The 23,150-nt window shown below is 42.1% G+C and carries 15 protein-coding genes and 1 pseudogene; 6 read left to right on the forward strand and 10 right to left on the reverse strand.

Going from position 1 to position 23,150, the window contains the following annotated elements:
- Nucleotides 1-213: 213 nt before the first annotated feature.
- From HGJ98_RS09375 to HGJ98_RS09395, 5 genes are all read right to left on the reverse strand, one after another.
- Entirely contained in the window at nt 214-1,203 is a 990-nt protein-coding gene (locus tag HGJ98_RS09375; RefSeq protein WP_291350807.1) for a diguanylate cyclase, read from the reverse strand.
- Entirely contained in the window at nt 1,200-1,781 is a 582-nt protein-coding gene (locus HGJ98_RS09380) for a chemotaxis protein CheB (RefSeq protein ID WP_291350808.1), read from the reverse strand. The genes HGJ98_RS09375 and HGJ98_RS09380 overlap by 4 nt, the downstream gene beginning before the upstream one ends.
- A gap of 11 nt (nt 1,782-1,792) precedes the next feature.
- Nucleotides 1,793-2,635 (reverse strand): protein-glutamate O-methyltransferase CheR, encoded by an 843-nt coding sequence (locus tag HGJ98_RS09385; RefSeq protein ID WP_291350809.1) that lies wholly within the window; start codon nt 2,633-2,635, stop codon nt 1,793-1,795.
- On the reverse strand, nt 2,636-6,556 hold the full coding sequence (locus HGJ98_RS09390; RefSeq protein ID WP_291350810.1) for a response regulator: 3,921 nt from the start codon (nt 6,554-6,556) through the stop codon (nt 2,636-2,638).
- Between the two features lie 345 nt (nt 6,557-6,901).
- Nucleotides 6,902-8,695, reverse strand: coding sequence for an aldehyde ferredoxin oxidoreductase family protein (locus HGJ98_RS09395; RefSeq protein ID WP_291350811.1), 1,794 nt, complete (start codon nt 8,693-8,695; stop codon nt 6,902-6,904).
- Between the two features lie 321 nt (nt 8,696-9,016).
- Between HGJ98_RS09395 and nuoE the strand changes: the two genes are divergently transcribed.
- Genes nuoE through fdhF form a run of 3 tightly spaced genes read left to right on the forward strand, consistent with a single transcriptional unit; the run spans nt 9,017 to nt 13,947 of the window.
- Nucleotides 9,017-9,478, forward strand: a complete 462-nt coding sequence (nuoE, locus tag HGJ98_RS09400) for an NADH-quinone oxidoreductase subunit NuoE (protein ID WP_291350812.1) — start codon at nt 9,017-9,019, stop codon at nt 9,476-9,478.
- Complete coding sequence (nuoF, locus tag HGJ98_RS09405) at nt 9,478-11,253, forward strand: NADH-quinone oxidoreductase subunit NuoF (protein ID WP_291350813.1); 1,776 nt, start codon at nt 9,478-9,480, stop codon at nt 11,251-11,253. The genes nuoE and nuoF overlap by 1 nt, the downstream gene beginning before the upstream one ends.
- Before the next feature lie 12 nt (nt 11,254-11,265).
- Nucleotides 11,266-13,947: a formate dehydrogenase subunit alpha gene (gene fdhF, locus HGJ98_RS09410; RefSeq protein ID WP_291350814.1), complete on the forward strand. Its 2,682-nt coding sequence runs from the start codon at nt 11,266-11,268 to the stop codon at nt 13,945-13,947.
- Nucleotides 13,948-14,259: 312 nt separating this feature from the next.
- On the opposite strand, the gene HGJ98_RS09415 is transcribed toward fdhF, so the two are convergent.
- The 5 genes and pseudogenes from HGJ98_RS09415 to HGJ98_RS09435 form a co-directional block, all read right to left on the reverse strand.
- Nucleotides 14,260-14,823, reverse strand: coding sequence for a hypothetical protein (locus HGJ98_RS09415; RefSeq protein WP_291350815.1), 564 nt, complete (start codon nt 14,821-14,823; stop codon nt 14,260-14,262).
- Between the two features lie 265 nt (nt 14,824-15,088).
- Nucleotides 15,089-15,736 (reverse strand): molybdenum cofactor guanylyltransferase, encoded by a 648-nt coding sequence (locus HGJ98_RS09420; protein WP_291350816.1) that lies wholly within the window; start codon nt 15,734-15,736, stop codon nt 15,089-15,091.
- Nucleotides 15,737-16,140: 404 nt separating this feature from the next.
- Nucleotides 16,141-16,494 (reverse strand): annotated as a pseudogene (locus tag HGJ98_RS09425) (response regulator); the annotation flags it as partial.
- 21 nt (nt 16,495-16,515) lie between these two features.
- The gene (locus HGJ98_RS09430; protein ID WP_291350817.1) at nt 16,516-19,896 is read right to left on the reverse strand and encodes a [Fe-Fe] hydrogenase large subunit C-terminal domain-containing protein; all 3,381 of its coding nucleotides are present in this window, start codon (nt 19,894-19,896) and stop codon (nt 16,516-16,518) included.
- A gap of 19 nt (nt 19,897-19,915) precedes the next feature.
- Complete coding sequence (locus tag HGJ98_RS09435) at nt 19,916-21,298, reverse strand: sensor domain-containing diguanylate cyclase (protein ID WP_291350818.1); 1,383 nt, start codon at nt 21,296-21,298, stop codon at nt 19,916-19,918.
- Nucleotides 21,299-21,511: 213 nt separating this feature from the next.
- Here HGJ98_RS09435 and HGJ98_RS09440 point away from each other — a divergent pair, with 213 nt between their 5' ends.
- The 3 genes from HGJ98_RS09440 to HGJ98_RS09450 all read left to right on the forward strand — a co-directional run.
- Nucleotides 21,512-21,883, forward strand: coding sequence for a GntR family transcriptional regulator (locus HGJ98_RS09440; protein ID WP_291350819.1), 372 nt, complete (start codon nt 21,512-21,514; stop codon nt 21,881-21,883).
- The gene (locus HGJ98_RS09445) at nt 21,880-22,578 is read left to right on the forward strand and encodes an ABC transporter ATP-binding protein (protein WP_291350820.1); all 699 of its coding nucleotides are present in this window, start codon (nt 21,880-21,882) and stop codon (nt 22,576-22,578) included. Before HGJ98_RS09440 ends, HGJ98_RS09445 begins: the two co-directional genes overlap by 4 nt.
- Nucleotides 22,572-23,150, forward strand: a 579-nt coding sequence (locus tag HGJ98_RS09450; RefSeq protein ID WP_291350821.1) for a hypothetical protein, incomplete at its 3' end; no start/stop codon positions are given. The genes HGJ98_RS09445 and HGJ98_RS09450, both read left to right, overlap by 7 nt.

Below are 23,150 nucleotides of genomic sequence, written 5' to 3' on the forward strand. Positions count from 1 at the left end.
ATTTGCCAAATTGTTAGCGATTACCTTTTGCCGTAGAGCAGAGGCCTCCAGTTTTTTTTCCAACATAATCATAAGAGGAGTAACGAGAAGATCCATAATCTCATCCTTCCGATAATAACTTGAATAGCAAGAGCATAACACATTCTATGTACCGTCGGCAATATCATTGTGAAGACCCCTACGTGAAAAATGGTGAAGCGCAATCAGTCCTATTTATGGTTGACAACGATTAGAAACGAACTGGTTTCGGCCATTTTTCTTCGCTACATACATTTTCTGATCTGCTTGATCAATAAGTTCCTGAGGATTAATACTATGTGATGGAATCAATGCGGCGACTCCGATGCTCACTGTTACACGTCCTCTTCCACTGGCAAATTCATGTTTAATGTTCAATTCCCATAGTTCGTTTTGAATACGTTTAGCAACAATTTCTGCCCCTTCAATGTCCACATTGGGCATCACCACTAAAAATTCTTCCCCTCCATATCTCCCCACAAGATCTTCGGATCTAAATAGAGATTTTTTAATTGCTGATGCCACTGCTTTGATGACTTCGTCTCCTTGTAGATGCCCATAGTTATCGTTATAATTCTTAAACTCATCAATATCGATCATCATAACTGAGTAGGGCAACCGATATCTCAAACAGTTGCTCCAATGTATGTTAAAAAACTTGTCAAGTCCACGTCGGTTATAAATTTTCGTTAACCCATCCTGCAAGCTGAGGCTTTCTAAGGAATCCTTTTCCTGCTGCATTTTCGTCAGTTCCTTTAGTCTTTCTTCAAGCTCCACAAGCTGCTTTTGAATGGTTATTCTCTGCAAATAAAGTTCCTTAAATATCCTTGCTTTACTTCTAAGGACAATGGGGTCTATAGGTTTCGACAGGTAGTCTACCGCACCAACTTCATAGCCCTTAAAGATTGATTTCTGTTCCTTACTTATAGCTGTTACAAAAATAATTGGAATACTTTTGGTTTTTTCGATACTTCTTAAAAGCTCCGCCACCTCAAAACCATCCATGCCCGGCATCTGTACGTCCATAAATATTACGGCAAAATCATGTTCAAGGCATAAGGACAATGCTTCTTCCCCAGACATTGCTTTAATAATGTCCAAATCCGGATCCGATAAAACACTTTCCATTACCAAATGGTTCTCTTTTAAGTCATCGACTATCAATAGTTTCACGCGCTCAATCATCTATTTTCTCCAGTACTCATCAGAATTTGATTTAATCTAGATCCAATTTCTTCAAGTCCAATGATTTCATTAGGGTCAGCATGCTTGATTGCATACTCCGGCATTTCTCGGGCTTCTGCAGTATTAGGATTTTGAACAATCGTATAGCCTCCCGCTTCTCTAATCAGCTTCAGGCCTTGTCCTCCATCTTGGTTTGCGCCTGTCAAAAGCATTCCTATGGCACTTTCACCAAAGGTATCAGCTATACTTTCAAAGGTAACATCAATGGAAGGTCTGGCAAAGCAAACCTTTTCTGTAACCGTGAGTGTAAACATCCCGTCTTTCTCAATCAGTACATGGTAGTTGGGTGGTGCTATAAAAACTGTCCCTCTTTTAATTTGCATTTTATCCTCAATTTCGTATACATTCATGTGAATCATGCCCGAGACAATTGTTCTCAAATAGCTCTTACTGCTTGGACTTAGATGCTGAATAATGATAATTGCTACTTCACTTGCATATCGGAAATTATGCAAAACCTTCTTCAATGCATTGATCCCGCCAGCAGATCCCCCTATTGCCAAGATATCGTATTTCATAAGCGGTACCCCTAAGCTTTTAGATGCTTACGATATAGTTTAAATTCTTCACTTACAGTATCAAATTTTTCAAATACATCACTATAAACTAGGGATTCTTTTGATCCCAGGCAAAGATAGCCACCCTTAATCAAGCTGTCTAGAAACAATCTATTAACCCGATTCTGCAATGTTCTGTTAAAGTAAATTAATACATTCCTACAGATTATCAAATGCATTTCTCCAAAGGAGCCATCTGTCACTAGATTATGTTCAGCAAAGGTAATCCGTTTCTTCAGCTCAAGGTCTAGTATGGCATTATCATACTTTGCAAAATAATAATCCGAAAAAGAGCGTGTTCCGCCTGCTAAAATATAGTTCTTTGTATACTCCCTAATTGCTTCTAGTGAATAGATCCCATCTTTAGCTTTTTCAATTATTTTTTGATTAAAATCCGTTGCATAAATCTGACATCTATCGTAGAGTCCGCATTCTTTTAATAAAATAGCCATAGAATAGACTTCTTCACCAGAGGAACAGCCTGCATGCCAAATGTTTATTTTTGGATAGGATTGTAATATCGGAATTATGTTCTCTCTCAAATACTTAAAAAATGACGGATCTCTAAACATTTCTGTCACATTTATTGAAAAGTCCAACAGGACATCTCTAAAAAAAGCCTCATCTTCAATCAATCTATGGGTCAGCTCCAGGATGTTGTTAAGTCCACTTTTGACAAGGCGGCCCTTTATCCGCCTTTTTATATGAGCACGGGAATATTCACTAAAGTTATACCCATATTTCAGTTTAATGGCTTCAATACAAAGAAAGGTCTCGACATCTTCATTATTATGTTTAAAATCAAAATCATTCATTTATGACATCCACACCTTAATCAAGGATAATAACCGACCTGCCTCTACTGGCTTTGTCAAATAGTCATTCGCTCCAGCGCTGATACATTTATCTCTATCATCACTCATCGCCTTAGCTGTCAGGGCTATAATGGGAGTGTTTGTCCCTTTAATAGTTTCTCGTATTTGTTTAATTGCTTCATATCCATCCATTTTTGGCATCATGATATCCATCAAAACCAAGTCTACTTCATTTTTCTCAAATTGCATGACTGCTTCAAACCCATCCTTCGCCACTATAACTCGCATTCCATTCTGCTCCAGTAGATGCATTAATGCGAACACATTTCGACTGTCATCATCTGCTAATAAAACACGAACACCCACTAAAGAACTTTTGTCATCTAGTATGATCCTGTCCACAGGTCCTTGGTCTAAGAAGTTTCGCTCGACATCGTGCAGAAACAATGAAACTTCATCCATTAATCGGTCTTTGGATTTTGGACTTTTTAGAATGATGGTTTCAGCATATTTATTGATGTTATCAATTTCATCCAAATCAATTTCTTCTTCAGTATAAATGATAATTGGTATCTGAATATCTAATTCTTGTCGTAGTCTTGTCATAAAGTCGACCCCGTTTGTATCTGAAAGCTTTATGTCTAATATGATACATCCATAGGTCTCTGTTTTCAGGTCCTCGATAGCTTGTTTACCCGTCAATACTTTATGAATTTGAACTTGTCCCAGTTGTGTAAACTTTTTAAAGTCCTCATCCCCGCAGGCACCGACAACTAAAATCTTCTTTCGACCTTCTGAATCAACTCTTTCAATTTTTGCTAAGGTTTTATAGATTGACTTAATATCCACCGGTTTCTTTAGAAATCCGATAATGCTCTTTGGCATTCCTTCAAAACTATCCCCTTCGCTGATATCTTCAGAACCTGAGATCACATGGATGGGGATGTTTTTTGTCGTCTCATCTTCAGATAGCATTTTTGCCAAAATCATGCCGTCCATATCTGGCAGCCCGATATCAAGAATAATTCCCGTTGGTTTATCCGATTTTGCTTTTTTGATGCCATCTTTCCCAGTATATGATATTGTAACAAGATATCCTTTTTCCTCAGCCAGGTCAGATAAAATCTGAGCAAATGTTGGATCGTCTTCAATAATCAGTATTCTTTTCTTATTTCTATCCAAAGGATTTGCTAATTTTGATTCATCATCATCATCTTCTCGACGTTTCTCTGAAACATCATAGTTGTCCATTATTTCAATAGCACTCAGGACATCCGATTGTTGTTTATCTGGAATGGGATTCCTTGGTATCACCAGCATAAACTTACTGCCTTTATTCTCTTCACTTTCAAGAAGAATGTTCCCACCTAAAAGTTTTGCCAGTTCAAGAGAAATTGTTAGTCCAAGTCCCGTACCACCGTATTGTCTGCTCGTTGTGCCGTCGGATTGCTTAAAGGCCTCAAAAACTTCTTGTTGCTTATCCTTTGGAATTCCGATCCCCGTATCCGTAACTTCTATGGCAATATAGTCTTTCGGCTGAATCATCAAAGCTTTTTCTTTATTGTTTAAAGTTCTTAACCGAACACTTACATACCCTTTGTGGGTAAATTTTATAGAATTAGATAGTAAGTTTTTGATGATTTGGTTAAGACGTAAGGAGTCTGTTATTATATAATCCGGCATCCCATCTTCAATAGAAATCTTAAAATCAAGCTTTTTCATGTCTGCCAAGGACTCAAACATATTTCGATTTTCAGTCACGATCTCTGTCAAATAGACTTTCTCATTATTAATTTGAAGCTTCCCGGCCTCGAATTTTGACAGGTCGAGAACCCCATTAATTAAGGTTAGCAAATCTTTGCCTGAAGAATGAATTGTACTAGCAAATTCCTTCTCTTTATCAGACAATGGTTCATCTGCCTCTTTGCTGGCTAAAAGCTGAGATAGCACTAAGATACTATTAAGGGGGGTTCTAAGCTCATGAGACATATTCGCCAGAAATTCCGACTTATATTTATTAGCTTTTTCTAAAGCTTCTGCTTTTCTAACCATTTCATCCTGAGTTGTTACTAAAGCAATATTTTTTTCATCTAAAATGCGCTTTTGCTCTTCCAGCTGTTTAGAATGAGTTTCAAGTTCCTCGTTGGTAACTCTTAGTTCCTCCTGCTGAATTTGCAGTTTGCCTTCTGACTCCTTTAAGGCTCTGGCTTGTTCTTCTAACTCTTCATTGCTCTGACGAAGTTCTTCCTGTTGAACCTGTAATTCTTCTGACTGATGGAGGGTTTTGTCGAGGAGATTCTTCATACGTTGTCTTACCTTGACAGTAGACAGGAGTCTACCCATCACTTCTGATAGGGTCTCAAGCATACTTATCTGTTTGGTCTGTAACTCCTTAAAACTCGCAAGTTCAATAATTCCTACAAGTTCTCCTTCACTAAGGCATGGTATAACAACAACTGAATTGGGCTTTGCATTCCCCAATCCGCTTTGAACCCGTATATAATCATCTGGTAGTTCATGAATGATATACATTTTTCTCTCTTTAATAACCTGTCCAATAACTCCTGCTCCGGGTTCAACCCTATACTCTATCCCTTTTCGATTAGTGTAGGCATAGGAAGCACTTAATTGGAAAACACCCTCCTCATTTGAGGTATAAAAAGCCCCCATAAGCATGTTAAAGTTTTTACAAAAATAACTGACGACCTTATTAGATATAATATTCATATCCTCTTCAAGCCTTACAATTTCCGACAGGTCAGTTTCTGAAGTTTTTAGCAAGGTTTGATACCTTATATCTTCTATCATCTCTTTGAGTTTTAGCATAAATAGATTAAATGCTTTTGACATTTTTCCGATTTCATCATTTGTAGTCTCAGGTAACCTAAAATCAGTATTCGCATCGCTAGACGCAATACTCTCAAACGTATCTTTTAAGAAATTGATCGGGTTTAAAACAAGTTTTAGAATACCTATAATCACAATACTTCCTATAACAATAGCTAAGAGGAATATAATCCCTACAAATAAACTGTTTCTTTGATTTGATAACACTATTTGAGCCTTAAAAGTATTTACCTCTTCTAAGGAAGACGCTTTTATTTTCGCGGTCAGCGCAGATATTTTCGGACCTAATGAATCCATTTCGCTATGTGTTTTATCAAGCTTTTCAATATTCTGATGGAGCAGTTCCATATTCGTCTTGTACAAAGGTATGTATTTTGCCAGTGTATAATACTCCGTCTTATAATTTATGTTTTCTTCAATTCCTTTTAGTGAACTCAGATTTTCTTCAAATAGCTGGTAATTAGCAATATATAAGTCAAATTCATTCGGCTGATGAAAGTCAATATACTTTGACCCACTGAGTCTCGCAGTCAGTAAGTGTGTAAGTGCATTTGTTACTTCAGAAGACATCTCATAATCATTTCTGTTTTGAGCTGTTTCGTTCATTATAGTTAGAGCATCTGTTAGTTCCCTACCGTTAATCGTTAACTCGTTTAGATTGGCAGTAATGTTATTCGATAACATAACATAGATATCAAAATTAAGCTGGTATTCATTGGCTTTCAAAATGATTTGCTCAACATAATCAATTCTTTCTTTATCTTTAGTAATTTCTATCAGTCTTGAAATAGCGTTTTTCATGTTTACATCTATCTCTTTATATTGGTTTATAAATTCAATACTGTTAACTGCTTGATATTTGTTAAATGCAAGCCTTTGGGCATAAAGGTATGAATCAATTTCATTAGAAAGCTCACCCTGTTCTGTGAGTTTACTGAAAGTATCAAATTGACGACTGTTATTTAAGAGTCCTAATAAACCAACCATGGCTGATAAGAGCATAATTAGAAATACTACTACAAATCCGATGGTTGCTTTTGTTTTTAGACTCAATGTTTTAAATATTTTTATCAAAATGTTTTTCCCTCCATAGATGCTAGAATCGTTATTAATGATTGTATACTTTTTAATTTTTCAGCTTTTTGACCATCCTGGAAGAGAAACTATTTGGTAGGTCACTGATAATTTGGTTAGAAGGTAAAAGAAAGAGGAAACATCATTGGCCTCCAGCCTTGTTCCTCTTTCCCAGGTTCCAATATTTAATATAATCTTAACTGAAGAAATCTGGACTGTCCAGACTTATTTAAAGTTAATTCACCCGGTGGTATCCTTTCGGGAGTCATATCCCCAGTACTACAAGGTCTCTTGACGAAACGAATAAACCCCTTATCTCCTCGGAAGGATGATAAGGGGTTTTCTTTACATACCTAAGGCGTTTAAGTGCTCAGAACTAGGGACGCCATCAGGAGTCCAACCTCGGACCGTATAATATTCGGGGAGCAATTCCTCGATTCGATGAACATGTCCTTTAGAAGGACCCGATGGAATTGGTTCTTTAAGAAACCGCTTCGGTAAGGTATCATCCGCTTTTGTGTATCCTATACGCAAGTTATGGAGCCGTTCGTTATTCCAAACCCGTTCGCCACAGGCCAGAAGTTCTTCATCCGTATAATCAAAGCCTGTTATGGCATTAATCAGCTTTTTGTAGTCTGATAATCCTAGAGCGAAGGATGAGAAGAGGCATAGGCCAACTGAGTCTATGACAGCGCTTAGATCTTGGGATGCCTTAACCGTTTTAGCTTTTCCTTTGATACTGAATCGATCGGGTTTCTCAGCTGTTCCTAGAATTTCAGGGGGTATACTATACCCTCGGACATGACAGCCCCCCCGATTACTGGTGGCATAGGATAAACCCTGGCCTTGAACCCCACGGGGGTCACAAGCAGGGAGTTCTTGCTTTTTAACGCTCATGGAGAGTTCTGCAGCCCCATAACCTTTCGCTAAGCGATAGGATCCTAAGGCCATTTTTGCCCCTAAGCCTTCCCGATAGGCAATCTTTCGGATCCATTCAACCATTCCTTGGGCATGGCCGAATTCTAAAGGAGTACCTTCCAGTTCTTCAGTCTTTATGTATCCACGCTGGAATAATTCCATACCGGTAGCTATTGTAGCACCAACAGAAATCGTGTCCAAACCGAACCGATTACACAAATCATTGGCTTGGTGAATGGCCTGATAATCCTGAACACCACAATTCGAGCCAAAGACCCAAACGCTCTCATACTCTGGACCGCCGCCTTCCCCTTCTTCCCAATTGCAATAGCGACCACAAGCAATTGGGCAGCGATAGCAGGATTCCTTTTTTACGAGATATTTTTCAGTCATAGTTTCTCCGCTAAGTTCATCGGCATTTTCATTATAGGATTCTTGGAAGTTATTGACGGGATAGACTCCATTCTCATTCATTATATTGACTAAAATAGCCGTGCCATAGGTAGGCAGCCCTTGGCTCGTTACACCGTTTTCTTGAATCTTGTTCAGGACATCCGTTAATACTTCGTTCAAAGCATTTGGTTCAGCATGCTCAACTCTTCCGGTTCCCCGAACTATGATAGCCTTAATATTTTTAGAGCCCAACACAGCCCCGACTCCGTTTCGACCGGCAGCCCGGTAAAGATCATTCATAACCGAGGCCATAAATGAAAGGTTTTCACCGGCAGGTCCAATGGTTAACACTTTTGCCTGATCATCCCCGAACTCCGCTTTAAGGATTGAGGTTGTCTCATAGACGTCCTTTCCCCAGATATGGGCCGCATCCTTGATTTCAATCTTGTCGTCCTCTATGGAGAGATACACCGGTGCATCAGCTTTTCCTTCTAGTACGACCATGTCATAACCCGCAAATTTTAATTGGGGTCCCCAAAATCCACCCGAATTCGAGGCCGCTATGGTCCCATTGAGGGGGGATTTAGTAACAACCATAAACCGACCTGAGGTCGGAGCCTTGGTACCCGTCAGAGTTCCAGCAGCAATAAACACTTTATTCTCGGGGGAAAAGGCATCTACTTCTGTAGGTACTTCTTCTGTAAACATCTTTCCAGCAAGACCCCGTCCTCCTAAGTATTTTTTAGCTAGTTCTAGCTTAAGCTCTTCGAGCATGATGCATTTATCTGTTAAATTAACTCGGAGAATTCTTCCCCTATACCCGCCCATTTCCTTACCTCCGCACAACATCTTAACTATTAGAGTCTGTTACAAATTAATCAATCGTCATTGCTTTAAAAGCACCACAGGCATCCTGTTATCCTGAGCGATAGCGAAGGATCCAGATCCTTCGCTATCGCTCAGGATGACATAGTGCTTAATTATCCGCGAATTTTACATTTTTGTAACGGGACTCTATAAGCTTTACATTCCCTTATTTAAGATTAGATTATTCATAGCCCAGACCCCTAGGTAAGGATAATCATGAATTATGCCGCTCAATCTGGGAGATATTAGTTTAAACTGTAACACTATCAGGAGTTGAAGCAATTGGAAGACATCTCTAAATTAATTGATAAGTACCGTGGCAGCCATGGAGGGTTGATACCCCTACTGCAAGAGGCCCAGGACCAAGCAGGTTATCTGTCTAGGGAAACCTTGGAGCAGATCGCCGAAGGTATGAAGTTATCCCTAGCTAAAGTGCTGGGAGTAACAACCTTCTACTCCCAGTTCCACTTAAAACCTCGAGGCAAAAATATTATTCGCATCTGTATGGGCACCGCCTGTCATGTTCGAGGCGGGGCCTCGATTATGGCCAAGCTGGAAGAGGAATTAGGGATTAAAACCGGGGAGACCACCAAGGATCTGGAATTTACTCTGGAGTCTGTGGCCTGCATCGGCGCTTGCGGCTTAGCCCCGGTAATGTCTATCAATGACGATATCCATGGGAAATTAACTCCGGAGAAAATTCCCGAAATCTTAGCCAAATACCGTAGGCAGGAGGCGGTTTAGTGAAAGAAATTCTCGTTTGTGGCGGTACCGGGTGTATTTCCGGCGATTCCAGACTTGTCCACGATGCCCTTGAACAAGAACTGTCCCGCCAGGGTTTGGAGGCCGAATTTAAACTTAAATATACCGGCTGCCACGGTTTCTGTGAACAGGGACCGGTTATCCTAGTGACGCCGAAGGATAACTTTTATTGCAAGGTAGCACCTCAGGATGTACCAAATCTTATCCATCAGCTCAAGGAAGGAAAGGTCTATGATGAGTTACTGTATGTAGAGCCGACAACCAACGAAAGGATACTGACTCGTCATGATGTTCCCTTCTATAAAAAACAACAACGCCTGGTACTTAAGAACTGTGGGATTATCGATCCGGAAAATATTGATGACTATCTAAGTTCAGGTGGATATAAGTCCTTGCACAAAGTCCTTAAACTGCAGCCTGAGCAGGTCATACAAGAAATCAAGACCTCGGGTCTTAGGGGAAGAGGCGGGGGTGGGTTCCCCACAGGGACAAAGTGGGACTTTGCCAGAAAATCCGGCGCGGATAATAAGTACATTATTTGCAATGCGGATGAAGGGGATCCCGGAGCGTTTATGGATCGAAGTCTTTCCGAAGGGGATCCACACGCAGTCCTGGAAGGGATGTTGATTGCTGGATATGCCATTGGTGCTCAGGAGGGCTATATCTATATTCGGGCGGAATATCCCTTGGCCGTAAAGCGGTTGTCCATAGCCATTGAACAGGCTGAGGCAAGAGGTTACCTGGGCAAGAACCTATTGGGAAGTAACTTCGACTTTTCCATCAAAATCAAACAAGGCGCTGGGGCTTTTGTTTGCGGCGAAGAAACCGCTCTGATGGAATCAATTCAGGGCAATCGGGGTATGCCAAGGCCTAGGCCCCCTTACCCTGCAGTGAAAGGGCTTTGGGACCGCCCCAGCAACATAAACAATGTAGAAACCCTAGCCAATGTTCCAGTGATTATGGAAATGGGAAGTCAACGATACGCTCAGATCGGCACAGAGAAGAGCAAAGGCACCAAGATATTTGCTTTGACTGGTAAGGTTAACAACACTGGGCTGGCAGAGGTACCTATGGGCATCACTCTCAGGGAAGTCGTCTTTAATATTGGGGGCGGAGTCAGCGATGGCAAGAAGTTTAAGGCCGTACAAATCGGTGGGCCGTCGGGAGGCTGCCTCACGGAAGAACATTTAGACCTCCCTATTGATTATGATTCCCTTCTAGAGGCAGGGGCCATGATGGGCTCCGGCGGCTTGGTGGTTATGGATGAATCCACCTGCATGGTGGAACTTGCCCGCTTCTTTCTTTCCTTTTCCAGGCATGAATCCTGTGGTAAATGTACGCCTTGCCGAGAAGGTAATACCCGACTATTAGAGATTTTGCAGAGAATTGTGGAAGGCAACGGGGAAATGGAGGATCTGGATCGACTTCAGAGCTTAGGTGAGAACATTATTCAATCTTCGCTCTGTGGCTTAGGTCAGACTGCACCTAACCCCATCCTAAGTACCTTAAAATACTTCCGGCAGGAGTATGAGCTGCATGTTAAGAATAAGGTCTGCCCAGCCGGGGTTTGCAAGGCTTTGCTGAGTTATAAGGTTATGGAAGATAAATGTAAGGCTTGCGGGCTTTGTAAGAAAAGCTGCCCGACTGAAGCTATCACCGGTGAAAAGAAACAGGCGCACAAAATTGACGTTTCCAAGTGCGCTCAATGCGGCGTTTGCATGGAGAAATGTCCCTTTGACGCCATTATCAGGGGTTAGGAGCGTGATCGTTTGGTTTCAATTACAATCAACGGCAATCAATATAGCGTTCCCGCCGACTATTCTATTTTGAAGGCGGCGGAGGAAAACGGGATAAACATTCCTACTCTTTGTTATGAGGAAGGCTTGACGATTACCGGTTCTTGCAGAATGTGTGTTGTGGAGGTTAAAGGGGTCAGGAAACTGCTGGCTTCCTGTGCTACTCCCGTTACCGAGGGTATGGAGGTACAAACCGAATCTGAGCGGGTGATTTCGGCCCGCAGGGATATTTTAAGGCTGCTTATCGCTAACCATGACCTTCGGTGTCTTACCTGTGAGCGCAATGGGGACTGCAGACTGCAGGACTACTGTTATCGCTATAAGGTCGAAGATACCCCTTACAAGGGGGATAAAAAGCATTATCCTATTGACACGGATAATCACTTTTTTATCCGAGACTATAGTAAATGTATTAAATGCGGGAAGTGCGTTTCCATCTGTGCTGAAGTCAACGGCGCTCATGTCTATGACTTCATGGAAAGGGGCTTTGATACGAAAGTTACTTCAGCCTTTGATGATACCCTCCAAGAGACAACCTGTACCGCCTGCGGGATGTGTGTTAATGTCTGCCCGGTGGGTGCCCTGGTAGAAAAATCCGTGCTCTGGGAAGGCCGACCTTGGGAGGTAAAAAAGGTCACCACTACCTGCTCTTATTGCGGGGTAGGCTGCCAATTGAAGCTTAAGGTTAAGGATGACCGAATCATTGGCGTCACTGCGGATAAGTCCGGTTCCAACTTAGGGCACCTTTGTGCCAAGGGCCAGTTTGGCTGGGAATATGTTCATTCTCAGGATCGTTTGACTGACCCCTTAATTAAGCGCAATGGGGTTTTCGAGAAGGCCTCCTGGGAGGAAGCTCTCACTTATGTTGCTCATCGTCTCCAAGGAATTTTACAGGAACGCGGCGGCCAAGCTTTTGCGGGCTTAAGCTCGGCAAAATGTACCAACGAAGAAAACTATCTCTTTCAAAAATTTATGCGGACAGTTCTCCATACTAACAATGTTGATCACTGTGCCCGCCTCTGACACAGCTCCACCGTTGCCGGTCTGGCAACAGCGTTTGGTAGTGGAGCAATGACGAACTCCATCAATGAGTTACTAGATACAGAAGTCATTTTTCTAATTGGAGCCAATACCACAGAGGCCCATCCGGTGACAGGCTACCGTATTAAGCAGGCCGTACGTAATGGACGGAAACTGATTGTAGCCGATCCGCGAAAAATTGAGCTGACAAACTATGCCGATATCTGGCTGCGCCATAGGCCCGGAACGGATATCGCCCTCATCAATGGACTTGCCCATGTTATATTAAGAGATAACTTATGGGACGTGGAGTTCGTATGTGAACGGTGTGAAGGGTTTGCTGAATGGAGCGAGGTTGTAGAGGGGTATCATCCAAAGCGAGTTGAAGAAATCACCGGGGTCAAGGCAGAATTAATTGAAGAGGCTGCCCACCTTTTTAGTCAGGCTGAGCGAGCCTCCATTGTTTATGCTATGGGCATAACCCAGCATACCTCGGGAACTCAAAATGTGCTTTCGCTGGCTAATTTGGCTATTTTAACGGGAAATGTGGGCAAAGAAGGAGCCGGCGTCTACCCCCTTAGGGGCCAGAACAATGTACAGGGCGCTTGTGATATGGGCTGTCTGCCTAATTACTATCCCGGCTATCAGTTAGTTGATGCCCTGGAAAGCAGGCATAAATTCACCCAGTTTTGGGGAACAGATTTACCGGATAAACCCGGTTTGACGTTACCCGAAATGATGGATGCGGCTTATTCTGGTGAGATTAAAGCCCTGTATATCATGGGCGAAAATCCCGTTCTGGCAGATCCTGACGCCAACCATGTGGTTAAAGCTTTAAAGAACTTAGATTTCCTGGTAGTGCAAGATATTTTTCTCACAGAAACAGCAGAATTGGCTGAGGTCGTCCTACCGGCAGTCAGCTTTGCGGAGAAAGTGGGTACCTTTACTAATACAGAGCGCAGGATTCAGCGGGTTAGAAAAGCTATTACTCTCCAGGGAAACACTCAGTCAGACTGGGAAACCCTTGTTGCCTTGGCCAATAAAATGGGTCACAACTGGGTCTATCCTAGGGGACCGGAAGAGATCATGGAAGAAATAGCAAGCTGTACTCCCTCTTATGGCGGGATTAATTATGACCGGCTCGAAACCAGGGGACTTCAATGGCCCTGCCCTACTTCGGATCATCCGGGAACTCCCTACCTGCATAGGGACACGTTTTCCAGAGGTAAAGGTAAGTTCCATGGGGTTCATCACATACCTGCAGCAGAGGAACCTGATGAGGATTATCCTCTCTTATTAACCACCGGTCGTAATCTCTATCAGTTTCACACCGGCAGCATGAGCCGACGTTCAAAGTTAGAAAGAATGCGCCCGGAAGAATTGATGATGATGCACCCAGATACTGCTAAGGACTATCGGATCAAGGATGGGGACTATGTTCAAGTGGAGTCTCGAAGAGGTGAGGTCAAAACAAAAACCCAGGTAACGGATCATATTCCGCCCGGGATGGTCTTTTTAACCTTCCACTATAAAGAAACACCTACCAATCGTCTGACTAATAGTGCCAGAGACCCAGTCTGCAATATACCTGAACTAAAGGTCTGTGCTGTTAAGGTTAAGAAAGTCATGAACTAAACTGCTCTTAACCTCCGTCTATATCAAAAAAGCCTTGCTTGTATGGTCTAGTCCTATCCATACTAACAAAAAAATCTAGTTAAATGTCGTTAAGAAAAACGCTACGCGTCTTTTTACTATACATGTCTTTCTGAGGCATAGCCGAAGAATCTTGACTTCTGCACTTTCACACAAGTTAAGATCCTTCGCTACGCTCAGGATGACATGAGTGAAAGAGGACCCTAAAGTTATACTTTCTGATACGTTAAAAAAGAATAGGAAATGACCAATCCTTTCGAGGGATTGGTCATTTCCTATCTACATCAAATTTAATTAGTGAATATAAGTAGGTTGAAGTTCCTTAACTTTAATGTCCATTGACATAGCAGGTAAAGAATCTTCCGCTGAGGTATCAGCAATAACCCGTCTTTCATTGAAAAGTGATTCATCCCCAAAGGTCACTATACTCCAAGCAGCAACGAGTCCAGTAATTGCATTTGTTAAAGCATATGATAGGGTGCTGTTACTGTCTTTGGGGGCAACTTTGTTTTTTGCAAAGCCACTTAGCAGCGCATTAGTAATCCCTCCTGTAAGTGAACCTAACACAATACCCTTTATGGGCCATTTATTTAAACCGGCCTTTGTAAAGCTCCATACCATAAATATTCCATTTACTGAATTTAACCCAAATGTCATCCAAGCGCCTAACAGTTGTCCATTCCATTTTTTAGCCTGCCTATTACTCTTTACCCATACACCTGCAGCAGTTGTCCAATAAGGACGTTTGGAAATATTTTGTTTATAAGATACATAATCAAGCATGGATTGAACTATAAAAGCCAGCCCTCCCGCTAAGACACCTAACATCATACGGTCTTTAGTTTTAGGAATAATCATATAAACCCTCCCCTTATTTTTTGACTAGTAGAGAGTACTAGATTTACCTTATTGCAACTATTTGCCCAATTAGTCTTTGCTAAATTTCAAAATCTCCTCCATGCAATACTTTACTTAATCTACATAATATGGTATCTACATCCCTTTGCGGCGGTTCAGAATTTTTGTACTTAATATTACTATAAGAATGTTTTTGCATTCCAATTTTTGGCATAGGAAAACAGGCTTTATATTCAGCTATAAAGCCTGTTCACATTCTCTCGTATTAAAAACCTATATAGAGTCTTGCCTCAGCTAGATCTGCCGGAGTATTGATATTAGAAAACACCCTGGCCGTTTCCTTAAAGAAGGGATCCAATACCTCAACGTAACGCAAATTTACCTGAGGGTAAAAATCTATGATTCTACGTTTATCCTTTAAAAGGCAATCCTCAATCGATGGGATACAAGTCTTTTTATAAATTGCAGAAAGGGGTTCTAATTTACCATCTAATTTAGGGACTGCCCCGTCGTACCCCCGAGCCAACTCAAGTAATCTTTCCCCTACCTCCCCTGATATAAAGGGCATGTCACAAGGAATTGTGAAACAGTCCTCATGACTGCATGCTATAAGTCCGCTATGGATACCACTTAGAGGTCCTTTTCCGGGAATTATATCCGCTACTATCCTAACACCCAAATATTTGTATAGGTCGGGATCGTTGCTGACAATGATAACTTCAGAAAAATAGTTGTTTAATTCCTCAAGCTGAACCTCGATCATCGGTTTGTGGTTTAATTCGGCAAAGGCTTTATTATAGCCCATGCGGGAACTTTTACCGCCTGCCAAAATCACTGCGGAAGCTGTCACAATGCATCCCTCCAAAGCTTGAGTGGGCGAATTAACGAGTTGTTCTTTTTTTAGCTTTTCCAACCTCAGCTGGGTTTATACCTTTAAATACCTTCCATTACCTCACTTAAGTTATTGATCTTCTTTTCCTTGACGGATGTAACAAAGTTCTTATTGCGGGCTACGACTCTTATGATTCCCTTAGCTCGTTTAACGGTTGTAACAATATCGGCAATTTTGGGGAGTAAGGGGTCAGGCAATGTTTCGATTGAGTTAAAGTTTAGTAGGACTTTTAAGGGCTTAACAAACATTAACCCTTGAACTGCCTGCATGAGCATAGCAAAGCTGTCTTCACTAAGATTGGGAGAAAGCTTAATCTGAAAGGTGTTATCAATGTTTTCAATGGTAAACGGGGCTTCATCTGCTCCATCGGAGACAGTTTCCTCAGGCTGAAGATCTGCCTCATTGGTTACATTAGGTTGAATATTTAATACCTTATTGACCACTTCAATAACCGTTTCCGGAGTAATCGGCTTGACAATATAATGGTTTGCTCCCTGCTTGAGAGCTTCCAATACCATGCTCCGTTGATCTAGAGCACTAACCATGATTATTTTAGCATCTGGAAATTCCTTCTTGATCAGTTTAACAGCCTCAATTCCGTTAACATTAGGCATAGTAATATCCATGGTTACCAGATCAGGAACATGGGTGCGATACATTAAGTGAGCCTGTCCACCGTTTATTGCTTCTCCCACTACCGTATGACCGGCTTGAACGAGAATGGTTTTTAAATTTCTACGCATAATTGCAGAGTCATCAACAATTAGAATTTGTGCCATTTTAGAAGTTCCTCCTTATACCTATTCAACCAGACGTCCACCGACAGTGCCCGGAGGTACAACCAGTCCTAAGCTAAAGCGTCCAGCACTTGTTTGTAACTGGCAACTCCAGATTTGTGCTTCTTTATATCTCATTAAAGCTTCCTCTGTTGCCAGGGCAACAGGACTATCAATAATCAACAATTCTTCTAGGCCAGGGAAATATTTTACGGAATTCCCTAGGATTGTATTCGCGCTTTCTCCTAAGATATCCTGCATATACTCTTCTTCCTCACCTGGTTGAAGGTCGTCCATCAAATAATTACGGACCATTAAGCGTAAAACCTCATCATCAACACTTAAGACAAAGTAGCATTCAATTGCCCCTCTAATCGCTAACAAAGCGGTCTTTCGATTGAGTTCCAAGGAGTTTTGCCGGACAATTGCTGTCTGATCAACAGGTTCCACTTCTAAACCAATTTGTTCAGAGAGAAACCCTTGTGTAGTTTCTAGCAAAGGCACTAATAAATCGCTGACCGGCAAGGTCCATACATCTTCGTTCTCTAATGGTAGGTAAAGGTAGACGGTGGTACCCTCGCCTAAAACAGTTTCGACTCGTGGATAGCCCCCTAACTTTGTTACCTCATGTTTTAGGGCAGCTAAACCTACACCCCTGCCGGAGATATCCGTTACTGTTTCTTTGGTAGAAAAACCATCGACAAAAACTAGTTGGATTATTTCTTCGTCACTAGCAGCTAGTAATTGTTCTTCTGGTAGTAATCCCTGAGCCAAAGCCTTTGTACGTACAGCTGAGGCATCAATACCCCGGCCATCATCACTGATCCCCACGATAATATACCGTTCATTGCTGGAAATCGTTATTGAGACCCGGCCATATTCCTCTTTACCCTGTTCTAACCGTTCATCGGCATTTTCTAGGCCGTGATCCACCGCATTACGGAAAACATGAACTAAAGCCTTGATGACATTTTTATAGGAATCCGGATCTATTTGAATCGGTTCCGCCGCTACCATAACAGGATAAACTGGTTTATCAAAGCGGTCTGCCAATCGGTTGACATAATCCGGGAAAGAGTTAAATAGTTCAGCCAGAGGTTTGTAACGAAGCCGTCGGAGTTCAGGAATCAACAGTTTACATTCGGAGGGCGGCAAGAGGGTTTCAATCCGTTTCTCTATCTCCATCAGTTTGATCTTACTGATGACCAACTCGTCTTCCTGGGTAAATAGGGTTGGTCCTAATACTTGCTCAAGATAAGCCAAGTCTTCCTGCAACCAAGACTCCAGCTCTAACTCGTTAAATAACTGCTTAAGCTCCTGTTGGTCCACGTTAAATCCTCTCTCGTTTTTAAAATTCGTCATCTCCGTTTCAAGTTGGTGTAAGTGTTCAACAACAATACCCATGTTTAATTGACTAAAGTTACCCTTAAAGGTATGAACTTGCCGGAAAATCGCAGCTAACTTTTCTTCCATGGTCGTCGATTCTTCTAGAATACTCGGTAGACCTGAAGTACAGAATCGTTGATAGTCCTTGATATTTTGGATGAAGTCAATGCGGTTCACGATGACTTTAACAACCATTTTTAATAGATTTCGTTCCTGTTCAACCTGGCTTTCCAAAAGTCGATTCTCGGTAACATCACTTAGAATAACCATACAGACTTCAGCGCCTTCGATTCCTGAATCCTCAATGATTTTATACTCAACATTTATATACTTGGAATTAATTAATACCTCCGTGGGTAGCAGGGGGAGATAAATTTCCCGTAGCTGCTGGTCCCGATGATTGAAGATTTCAAAAAAGAGGGATTCAATAAAATCCCGTTGTTCCTGATCTTTAGGGAAGATAAGTTCGTCAAATTTAAGACCGGCGATCTGTCCGCCAAAAATTCGTACACATTCATTGCTGTACTCTTCGCGCATGATTAAGTCTGGTCCAAAGGACAGGAATCCCTGACCTGCGTTGTTTAAAAGATTACGCAAAGCAATGGTTCGCGCCGCAACGGTTTTTTCAAGCACTTCATTCCAGGCGGCAATCTCGTCTCGTTGTTCTTCAATCTCCGAAGCTAAATCCTGAACTTGGCTTAGATTACGTTCATTTTCTTTCAGGAGGTAGTACTTGCAACTTTCCACTGGATTTAGGTCATTGTAAATCGCTAACATCATATCCCTACAATTACCATAACCGCAGGAGGCACAGTTAATTCCCTGTTCTTCCGGAGTTGGCTTATGCATGAGCTGCCAGATAGTCTCTTCCTCTTCAAAGGATGGTGAGCGTAGATACCGGTTGAAGGATTTATCACTGTAACGGCGTAAATACCTTGACTCAGTGGCCTCAAGTCCGCGATAAAAGTCTTGAAAAACGTCTTGGTCGGATTTTATTAGGGTCTGATGTTTTTCAATCTGCTCGGCTTTACGGTCGTCCATGATCAAATCAATTTGATACTGGGAAAAGGTATGACTCACTGCAGGCCCACCGTTGCAACCATGAGTACAATTAAGAATGTCCACCAGCACTGGAACCCGCCCGCAACGGATATCTTCTTTCAACTCCGGCAGATATTTCCCATATATTTCTCTCGGACCCTCTACCCTAGGAAAATCAGCCTTGCGTACCTTCATACCAAAGCGTTTGAAGGTATCTGTTAACCCCCCCGGCTGAGAATAACCCACAGCTCGTTCAGCCTCGGGGGTATCAAAACTTGAAGGTTCTAGTTGTTCTAGCTGGATCCCTTGCTGTTCTAAGTAATCTGTAAGAGACTTAAACGTCACATTATAGGCTATAACTCCACCTGTATTCGGATCATGAAATTCTCGGCGTTTGGCTAAGCAGGGGCCGAGAAAGGCAAGCTTTAGTTCCCGAAACTCCTGTTGATTTTTGAGCCAGATCGCCGCATCCAGGGACGGTGAATGAGTCGGGGCGAGATAAGGTACTAGATCCGTATGGTAGGTTTCTATGTAGCTAACAACAGCTGGACATGGTTGAGCAATAACGGGAGTTTTAATACCGGCATCCAAAGCCTTCTTGTATAAATAGGTGGTAATTTCGGCACCAAAACTCACATCAAAGACATAACGTACACCTAAACGGCGTAGGGCAGTTAGTAGTTGGGGAAACCATGGATGGTAATTAACTGCAGCAGCCGGCGCAACTAAGACACCAATAGCAACTCCAGCTGCTAGATCTTTCTGAAACTCCGGGAAATCATCCACTCCATAACGCGCGAAATGACCCTTTTCGGCACATGCTCTAATACATTCGCCACAACCGATGCATAAATCGGAATTCACCGAAATGCCATCCACTTCTACCACATTGCAAAGTTTTACAGGGCAAACTCGAATACAGGCCAGACAATGCTGACATTTCGTTTTATCCACCCTGATGACTTCAGGCAAAACCAATTTTCACTCACTCCTTCGATTAAATTTTAGACTTCGAGTCAAATATTGTTTTGTTCTTTCCGGAATTCTTGCCAATATAAAGGCGCTCATCGGCCAAATGGTATAAACTTTCGTAGTTGTCCGCTTCCGTAGGAAACTCGGCAACCCCAATGCTTATCCCCAGTTTAAATTCTTCGAGCCCCATACGTGCTTTTAATCGACTAATAACGTTTACAGCCTCGGGCCCTTTTTGCATATCCACCAGTACTAAAGAAAGTTCATCTCCCCCACTACGAGCAAGGATATCATTTTCGCGGATAAAGCTTTGAATGTTATTGGCAATGACGCACAAGGCTCGGTCTCCCGTTGGATGCCCGAGAGTATCATTCAGTATTTTGAATCCATCCAGATCAAGTAACAACAATAGGAAACTTGAACCACGACGTTTTGTAGATGCCATTTCTGCCCGAAGTCGCTGACTAAACCCCTGTCGATTGAGTATCCCAGTCAAGGAATCGGTAGTAGCCATCTGCTCCAACCTCCGGCGCTGCCGGATGGTTTCTAAGGCCACGCCCAAACTACGGGCAAACGCTGCGAAAACTTCTTTCCTCGACTTCAGCTTGTTATCCTGAAAATCAAGCACCCATAGTTCTCCAATGATCCCGCTATTCGTCTCCACCGGCTGAATTAAGAGTTTTTGCCATTGAAAATCACGTTTGAGTCCGGGTCGAGAGGGAGAAAGAACGTATGATTCAGTTTGCTCATGCCCAGTGTAATTGTCCGGGTTTATCTGTATTTGATCAAAAACCCATTGCTCCCAGCCATTATCTTTTTGCTTGAGGCGCCCGAAGGGGGCCTGTACCTTCCAGTTATTCTCATGCCGCATGAAGAAAAACCCTGCCTCGAGGTTTAAGACCATAGCCATCTCTCCCGCTTCCTCCAACAACTCCGATTCTGTTTGGATTTGAACAAGAATTTCTGTTCCCCATAATAATAGATTTAAGTCCTTCTCTCTCTCCAGTGCGACTGCACGCATCTCGTGTCCAGATACGAGGGAGGCCACTAATGGACCTAGTTGATTAAGCCAGGTCATGGTGCTGCTGTCATGGGACAGCTCATTATAGGAGAACAGTTCTAAAATTCCAAGTTCTTCTCCTAGGTGTCGCAAGGGGAAACTTAGGACATGTTTACAAGCAGCTTCTGCAAAATTATTTGAGTATTTTTCATTGGGTAAGACATTCGTATTTTTGGCTAGTAAGTAATATTTCTCAGATCGCACCACCCAAATAGCTGCCATTTGACAGCCAAACAACGTTACGCATCCCCGGACAAATGTCTTTAAGGCTTCTAACGAATTTGTTTGCTCATTGATAGTCTGGATTAATTCGGTAATATCCTCAACCTTTAATCCCTTTGTCTCCATTTCCTCTCCACCTAACTATGTATTTAAAGACCTTACTCCTAACTTTGATACCATGTATTGTCATTATACATTAAAAAGTCCGTGTAAAATTCCTATTACAAAAAAATTCTTGGAATCTTCTATCTATTCTACATATGAAATTACTTGACAATTTATTTAAAAGGCGTATTATTGTATTAAGCATCTAATACAATAATACAAGGGGTGATACCAGTGCCATGGGACTTAAAATCTGACAGACCTATTTACACCCAGTTGATTGAACAAATCGAGCTGATGATCTTCTCCGGGGCTTATCCCTTAGGATCAAAATTGCCTTCGGTACGGGATATGGCTCAAGAGGCCGCAGTAAACCCCAATACTATGCAGAGGGCTCTGGCGAAATTGGAGGAAGATGGCCTTATAATTACACACCGCACAAGCGGTCGTACGATTACGGAGGATGGGCAGATGATTCAAATGGCTAAGACGAAATTGGCTCAGGAGCAAATCTCGGAATTCCTAGAAAAAATGAAGTTAATGGGCTTTGAACAAACTGAGATCCTGACCATCATTGATAGTATGGTAAAGGAGATGAAGAAATGAGCCCCATTTTAGAATGTAAGTCCCTGACCAAAAAATTCGGAAGTAAAACAGCGGTGTCTGATGTTAACCTATCGATAGAACGCGGACAAATCGTTGGCCTTCTAGGACCAAACGGCAGCGGTAAAAGCACCATCATCAAGCTTGCCAATGAACTGTTGACTCCCACCAGTGGGAGGATTCTCATTTCAGGTAAGGAACCCGGCGTCGAGACCAAGAAAATCGTTTCTTACCTCCCAGAAAAGACTTATTTAAATGATTGGATGCGCGTACACCAAATTATTGAGTTGTTCTCAGACTTCTATGATGATTTCAACCCCGGAAGGGCTTATGAAATGCTAAAAAGTCTCAATATTAATCCTAATGACCGATTGAAAACTATGTCCAAAGGAACCAAGGAAAAAGTTCAGTTGATTCTTGTCATGAGCCGAGAAGCGGAACTTTATCTTTTGGATGAGCCTATTGGCGGAGTGGACCCGGCAGCAAGAGATTATATTCTCAAAACGATTATCAGCAATTACAATGAGAAAGCTACGGTAATTATCTCGACCCACCTCATTTCAGACATCGAGAATATCTTGGATTATGTGGTTTTTATAAATCAAGGGCAAGTGGTTTTGACCTCTTCCGTTGACGATATTCGAGATGAAAAAGGTAAATCCATCGATCTTTTATTCAGGGAGGTGTTCAAATGTTAAGTAAGCTTATAAAATACGAAGTTAAAGCTACTGGAAGAATATTTCTACCTCTATTCCTAGCTCTGATAGTGTTCGCAGGAATCACACGATTGTTTTCTACAATCGGTGTCGAGGAATGGGGCACTCCCGCAGTTATCAGCATGATTATCTATGTCATTATTATGGTGGGAATGTTCGTCATGACCTTTATTATGATGATTCAACGCTTTTATAAGAATCTGCTTTCTGATGAAGGCTACTTGATGCTTACACTTCCGGTAAAGCCCTGGAAACACATTGTTAGTAAACTTCTCGTATCCATCCTGTGGATGATAACCAGTGTATTCGCTGCTTTCATTTCAATTCTAATGATTGCTCTTAAAAAAGGAGACCTCACTAGAATCATTGTGGAGCTTGCCACGGTCTATGACCGAGCGTTTGAACAATTGGGGGCTTCGATCTACCTTTTGGCCTTTGAGATTATCCTTGGCATCTTTATCAGTTTAGCCTCGGGCATTTTAATCGTATATGTCTCAGTTGCCCTTGGTCACCTGTTCAACCAGCATAAAATGTTGGCCACCTTCGGAGCCTTC

It is taken from the genome of Desulfosporosinus sp. (genome assembly GCF_014237355.1).
Classification (GTDB): Bacteria; Bacillota; Desulfitobacteriia; order Desulfitobacteriales; family Desulfitobacteriaceae; genus Desulfosporosinus.